Raw genomic sequence first — 6,363 nt, 5'->3', positions numbered from 1 at the left:
GGATCGTCGCCGCGCCCACCCCTCCAACTCGGCCCGCTCGTCAGTGGTCAAGACAATCTTCGCGGCATGAGGTGTCGGCACAACCCAGTCTAACAACTAGATCGCAATTAATGACTCAGGACACTAGAGGTGGGCCAGCCGGGGAGCCGAACCGCGCGCCCGCAGGCCGGCGCCCGCTCGCCGCGTGAGCTCCCTTGAGCTGCCGAGCAATCCGTCGAGCACCAGGGCACGCTTCACGTGCAGTTGCAGGTCGTGTTCTTCGGTGAAGCCGATACCTCCGAGCACCTGCTGGCAGTTTCTGGCAGCCGTCAGCGCAGCCTTTCCGGCGGCGGCCTTGGCCAGCAGCGCCGTCAGATCGGGGTTGTCGGCCCCGGGAAGGCGCAGTGTCGCCTCGGCCCCCTCGATGGCCACCAACGTCTCGGCGAGGCGGTGCCGGACGGCCTGGAACGACGCGATGGGCCTGCCGAACTGCACCCGGTCCAGCGCATGCTGCCGGGCCAGGCTCAACATCGTTCTGGCCGAACCGACCAGCCACCAGCCGACCGCCACCCGCGCCTCGGCCACCCGGATCGGATAGCCCTCCTCCTCACGGCGCAGCGGTAGGCCACCGAGGGTGGGTTCGAGGCTGTCCGCGCTGATTCGGTCCCACACCACCCATGTATTGCCGGCATACGGCAACGGAAGCTCGACGGTGTCGCCGATCGCGTTGCCGGTGGCGTGCAGCACCACGTCGACGAGAACCGAGGCGTGCGAGCCGGTTTCGCCCAACAGCCGGAACACCAGCGGGACGGCTTGCTCGGCCGCCTCGGACAGCATTTCGGCCCAGCCCATGTCGGCCAGTGCCGCATCGAGATCCGGGCCGGACTTCGCCAACATGGTCTTGCGCAGGGAGACCTCGAGCATGTCGAGTGAGCCCTCGTCCATCTGGGGTGCCATCCTCACTCCTTCCCGAGATCCAGCAACCGGCGCGCGATGATGTTGCGCTGTACCTCGGCGGTACCGCCGTAGATGGTCGCCGCACGTGAATACAGGTACTTCGTGCGCCATTCGGTGTCCTCGAGTTCGACGGCGCCCGGCAGCAGATCGCGTGCGGTGTCGTAGAGCCGCTGCTCGGCCCCGGCGAGCAGCACCTTGTCGATGGAGGTGTCGGGACCGAGTTTGAGTCCGTCGGCCAGCCGGTGCTGGGTGGCCCGCGACCGGCACCGCAACGTGTGCAACGCCAGATAGGCCTCGCCCATGTCCTGGTCGACGCCCTGACCCTGCCTCTTCACCTCCTCGACGAGCGCGTCGAACCGTGAGTACAGGTACGCGATGCGCTGCCAGAAACACGTCGAGCGTTCATAAGGCAGCAGATCCATCGCCAGCTGCCAGCCGTCACCGGGCCTGCCCAGCATGCGCCCGCCATCCACCACGACGTCGTCGAAGTACACCTCGCAGAACTCGTCGACACCGTGCATCGTGCGCAGCGGCCGCACGGAGATGCCCGGAGTGTCGACGTCGACGAAGAACGCGGTGATGGCCTGGTGATCGGGAGTGTCCGCGTCGCCGGTGCGGGTGAGCAGAATGCACCGGTGCGAGTACTGGGCGAAACTCGTCCACACCTTCTGGCCGTTGATGACCCACGTATCGCCCTGCTGCACCGCGCGCGTGGTCAGCGACGCCAGGTCGCTGCCCGAGCCGGGCTCTGAAAAGCCCTGGCACCACTGCTCTTCGCCGCTGAGTAGCTTGGGCACCATCTCGGCAGCCAGTTCCTCGGGCGCGTAGTCGATCATGGTCGGTGCCAGCACCTCGAGCATCGAGTACGGTCCCGGCTCGGCCAGCCGCCGGCCCACCACCTCCTCGCCGACGATGGCCCGCAGCAGCGCCGGACCGCCGAGGCCGCCGGCCTGCTCGGGCCAGCCGAAGCGGCTCCAGCCGGCGTCGTACAGCGCGCGCTGCACCCGGGCGAACTGACGGATGTGCCCCTGCAGGGAGTGATCTTCGGTCGCGGGGGTCATATCGTTCTCGTCCAGCCAGGCCGTCAACTGCGACCGGAATTCGGACGGGCTCGAGATGTCGGCGGAGACGGTCATCCGGCTTCGGGCCTCCCGATCGCGTGCGGGCGCCCGGAGTCGTGCTCCCCGGAGCGCCGGATGAACGTCATGGCACGGGTTTTCAGCCGCCAGCCGCCTTCGGTGCGGACGTAGGTGTCGTTGTAATAGCCGATCCGCATGTCGTGCTTGGAGTGCTCGATGAAGCACAGCGGCTGGGTGCCGGTCGCCTTGTCCGGATCGTCGCCGTCGAGGTTGACCAGGGAGGTGCCGGTCATGAACAGGCCCTTGGGCGCGGCGTCCACCAACTCGGGGAAGCGGGCCAGCGTGTAGGTCGAGCCAAACGCGCTGTAGGTGCCATCCGGTGTGAACACCGACATCAGTCCGTCGATGTCACCCTGGGTGATGGTGACCGCGTATTTCGCAAGGAGCTGCTGGATCTCGACGAGATCCTCAGTGCGGTTGCTCATGTCGGTAGACCTTACCGCCCTTCATTACAAAGTTGACGTTGCGTGTAACGCCGATGTCGTCCAGTGGGTTGCCCGGTACCGCGACGATGTCGGCAAGGTATCCCTCGGCGAGGCGGCCGAGCGAGTCGGACTTGTTGATCAGGTCCGCGGCCACCACGGTCGCTGCCTTCAACACCGCCGCCGGTGGCATGCCCCAGTCGACGAGGGTGACGAGCTCGTCGGCGTTCTTGCCGTGGGGAATCGCTGGTGCGTCGGTGCCGACGGCGATCTTCACCCCCGCCTCGTAGGCGGCCTTGATCGACGTCCGCGCCTTCGGGAACATCTCCGCGGCCTTGGCCTGCAGTTCCGGCGGTGCCTTCGAGACGTCCATGTATTCGGCCAGTCGGCGCGTGCTCACCAGGAAGCGGTCGTTGTCGACCAGCATCTGGATGGCCTCGTCGTCCATCAGGAAGCCGTGCTCGATGCAGTCGATGCCGCACTCGACGGCATGCTTGACCGCCTCCGCGCCATGGGTGTGGGCCGCGACCCGCAACCCGCGGCGGTGTGCCTCGTCCACGATGACGCGCAGTTCCTCGTCCGAATAGTGTTGTGCGCCGGCCTCTCCGGTCAGTGACATGACACCGCCTGAACAGCACACCTTGATCAGCTGCGCACCGTGCTTGATCTGGTAGCGCACCGCCTTGCGGATCTCGTCGACCCCGTTGGCGATGCCCTCCTCGATGGTCAACTCGAGCACGCCGGGCATGAACGCCGCGAACATCGTCGGGTCGAGGTGGCCGCCGGTCGGGGTGATGGCGTGACCGGCCGGGATGACGCGCGGGCCTTCGATCCAGCCGGCGTCGATCGCCTTACCGAGGGCGACGTCGAGCAGGTATCCGCCGGTCTTGACGAACAGCCCGAGGTTGCGGACGGTGGTGAACCCGGCACGCAGCGTGCGGCGGGCGTTTCCCACCGCACGCAGCACCCGGGTCGGGGGATCGTCCTGCACCTGAGACAGGCCCGGGTTCTCTCCGCGCCCGCCCATCAGGAGGTTGACCTCCATGTCCATCAAACCGGGCAGCAGGATCGAGTCACCCAGATCGATCTCGGTTGAACCTTCCGGTGTATCACCGCCGAGGCCGACTATCCGTCCGTCGGCGACATGGATGACGCCCGGCCGGACGATCTCGCCGGCGTCGACGTCGACGTAACCCGCGGCTCTGAGAGTGGTCGATGAGCCGCTTGCGCGAAGAGCATCGGACTCTGGGGGTGGTGGGGGCACGCCTAGACCACCGGCTCCTTGACCAGCTTGATGTAGGCCGCGCCGCTGTCGAGCACGCGCGGCTGCTTCCACACCTCGATCGGAAAGCTGACCATCACGATCGACTGTCCCAGGTGCACCAGCGCTTTGGCGTCGTCGGGCATCGAGGCGAGCGGGAAGCGGGCGTCCACGTACACCATGATGTCTTCGAGCCGTGCCATGCCGGCGTCGTAGAGCTCCTGCATCTCCTCCATCGTGGAATTCAACCGCTTCTGGTAGCGCTCCTCTTCGGTGGGCAGGCACCAGTCCGAGAACCGTTCCAGATCGGCGAACTCTTCCGGCAGCTTAGGCATGTGCGGACTCCTTCTCGCTTGCGGAGGCGTGTTCGCCGTTCGAGGACCCGTGCCCGTTGGCCAGAGACGCCTTGTACCGGTCGACGTACTTGTGGGCGGTGTGGTGTAGGTGGCGTAGCAGGATCTCCTGATCGCACAGCGGGAAATCGAGCACGGCACGGGTGCCGATCTGCGTCTGCGTCGCTTCGAGGGTGTTCGCGTCCTGGAACGCGTACTCCTTGAACGTCACCGCGGCCAACTCCTGAGAGAGCCGCTCGCGCAGGTTCTTCGGCGGTACGAAGTACAGGTCGGCCTCGAAGATGTGGGTGTCCACGCCGGTGGGCCAGTAGTTGTAGGTCAGGTACCAGCCCGGCACCCAGAACAGCAGCGTGAAGTTCGGGAAGAACTCGAACGAGTCCTGGCCCCAGGTCTTGTGGCGGCCAGGGTTGATCGCCGGCGGCAGCTCGTCGGGCAGGATGCCCTTGATGTCCGGTCGATCCCACGGGCCGAACAGGCCGCTGTGCAGGATCCGCTCGATCGGCTTGACCATCTTCAGGTCCTTCGGCGGACTCATTCCGCCCCAGGACGAGATCATCGAGTGATCGCCCTTGATGTCGTAGTGCAGCGCCTCGAAGCCGAACTTGGCCAGCTTCTCGGCCTCCTCCTTCTCCGCCTGCTTCATGTGCAGGATCGGAGCGTGGTAGAACTCCACGAACGCGTCGATGAACAGCTTCCAGTTCGACTTGATCTCCGAACGGTAGCTGTAGTGCTCGGTCATCTCGTGGAACGGGTAGCCCTTGAGGCCCTGGCCGAACTCGCCCAGATACTCCTCAAGCGAGACGGCGTTGTCGTCGAAGTTGACGAAGATGAAGCCTTCCCACACCTCGCAGCGCACCGGCTTGAGCGGATAGTCGGCCTTGTCGAGGTCGAAGAACTCCTGCTCCTGCTGCACGAACGTCAGGTTGCCCTGGAGGTCGTAGCGCCAGGCGTGGTATTTGCAGACGAACTGGCGGCAGGTGCCGGACGTCTCCTCGCCGGGATAGTCATTCCACACCAGCTTGTTGCCCCGGTGGCGGCACAGGTTGTAGAACGCGCGGATCTGTTCGCCGTCGTTGACGATGATGATCGACACACCTGGGCCGACCGATGGCAGCTCACGGGTGATGTAGCGACCCTTCTTGGGGACGAGTTCGATGCGCCCCATCTGCAGCCATGTCTTGCGGAAGATGGCCTGCTGCTCCAGCTTCCAGTGCTCGGGGTCGATCGAGTCCTCGTAGTTGACCGGTGCTGTGCCGAGTTCGGGCCAGTTCTCGGTCCAGCTGCCGACGTCGGGCTTCTTGAAAAATGCCACGGTGGCTACCTTTCTGCTTCGATGTTGGAGTCTGGCTCTACGCCAAAGGTGTTGATAGCCATGGCCAATGAGCCATAGCAGCCGATCGTGAAGACGAGGTCCATCAGTTGGCGCTCGTCAAGACGGGCGGACAGGACTGTCCAGGTGGAATCGGAGACGACGGAGTCGTGGTGCAGTTCGTCGACGGCGGCCAGCACGGCGCGGTCGAGCTCATCTGAGAGCTCACCACGGGCGACGCCGTCGATGACGTCGTCGGACAATCCGGCCTCCCGCCCCATGTTGAGGTGGTGGCGCCACTCGTACTCGCATTTCGTCAGGTGCGCGACGCGCAAGACCGCGAGTTCGCGGATGCGCGCCGGCAAGCTGGAGCCGTACAGCAGATGAAAATTGAAACGCAGGAACGCTCTAGTGAGCTTCGGGTGGCGCACCAGGGTCGCGACGAGGTTTCCGGTCGCTTCGGGGTTGCGCCGCTCGGCCGGCATCAGGCCCGACAGCGCGTTGTCGACGGCCTCGTCCCAATGGTCTGCGGGCAGTGGGGCCACTCTCACTGCCGGCCTCCTCTCACTCATGAGAATCAGGTTCTCATATTTCGCCAATAGATTTCCACTTTTCCCGTGCGTCGTCAACGCAGCAGGTCGGACGCGCCGGGCGGCGGACGCGGCGGGCGTCCCGGTTGGGGGGATCTGCCAGCGCGAATGTCGCTATTGAACGTTGATTCTCGCTCCTGGAGAAGCTAGTTTCCTTGGAAGGAGAACATAAGGCCGAGACCGCATGTCCCGGGGTGGGAGCCCAGGGGCGGAAGGAGAGCCACCGTGAACAAGGACGACATGATTTTGATCAGCGTGGATGATCACATCGTCGAGCCGCCGGACATGTTCAAGAATCATCTGCCGCGCAGGTATTTGGATGAGGCGCCGCGGTTGGTGCACAACCCGGATGG

Annotated in this window: 7 protein-coding genes and 1 pseudogene; 1 reads left to right on the top strand and 7 read right to left on the bottom strand. The window is 65.1% G+C overall.

Annotated features, from left to right (window positions below; genetic code table 11):
• Positions 1–123: 123 nt before the first annotated feature.
• Genes ACXMYJ_RS28290 through ACXMYJ_RS28260 form a run of 7 tightly spaced genes read right to left on the bottom strand, consistent with a single transcriptional unit; the run spans position 124 to position 5,971 of the window.
• Complete coding sequence (locus tag ACXMYJ_RS28290) at positions 124–924, bottom strand: acyl-CoA dehydrogenase family protein (protein ID WP_443188537.1); 801 nt, start codon at positions 922–924, stop codon at positions 124–126.
• Positions 925–938: 14 nt separating this feature from the next.
• Positions 939–2,072 (bottom strand): acyl-CoA dehydrogenase family protein, encoded by a 1,134-nt coding sequence (locus tag ACXMYJ_RS28285; RefSeq protein WP_460359460.1) that lies wholly within the window; start codon positions 2,070–2,072, stop codon positions 939–941.
• On the bottom strand, positions 2,069–2,500 hold the full coding sequence (locus tag ACXMYJ_RS28280) for a nuclear transport factor 2 family protein (RefSeq protein ID WP_260754515.1): 432 nt from the start codon (positions 2,498–2,500) through the stop codon (positions 2,069–2,071). The genes ACXMYJ_RS28285 and ACXMYJ_RS28280 overlap by 4 nt, the downstream gene beginning before the upstream one ends.
• Entirely contained in the window at positions 2,484–3,761 is a 1,278-nt protein-coding gene (locus tag ACXMYJ_RS28275; protein ID WP_260754513.1) for a metal-dependent hydrolase family protein, read from the bottom strand. The genes ACXMYJ_RS28280 and ACXMYJ_RS28275 overlap by 17 nt, the downstream gene beginning before the upstream one ends.
• A gap of 2 nt (positions 3,762–3,763) precedes the next feature.
• Positions 3,764–4,093, bottom strand: a complete 330-nt coding sequence (locus ACXMYJ_RS28270) for a hypothetical protein (RefSeq protein ID WP_260754511.1) — start codon at positions 4,091–4,093, stop codon at positions 3,764–3,766.
• Entirely contained in the window at positions 4,086–5,423 is a 1,338-nt protein-coding gene (locus tag ACXMYJ_RS28265; protein WP_260754510.1) for an aromatic ring-hydroxylating oxygenase subunit alpha, read from the bottom strand. Before ACXMYJ_RS28265 ends, ACXMYJ_RS28270 begins: the two co-directional genes overlap by 8 nt.
• A 5-nt stretch (positions 5,424–5,428) precedes the next feature.
• The gene (locus tag ACXMYJ_RS28260; protein WP_260754509.1) at positions 5,429–5,971 is read right to left on the bottom strand and encodes a carboxymuconolactone decarboxylase family protein; all 543 of its coding nucleotides are present in this window, start codon (positions 5,969–5,971) and stop codon (positions 5,429–5,431) included.
• A 264-nt stretch (positions 5,972–6,235) separates the two neighbouring features.
• Here ACXMYJ_RS28260 and ACXMYJ_RS28255 point away from each other — a divergent pair.
• Positions 6,236–6,363 (top strand): annotated as a pseudogene (locus ACXMYJ_RS28255) (amidohydrolase family protein); the annotation flags it as partial.

The organism is Mycobacterium sp. ZZG (genome assembly GCF_054786995.1).
The sequence above is the reverse complement of the archived record's forward strand: the minus strand, read 5'-3'. Positions and strand labels throughout refer to the sequence as shown.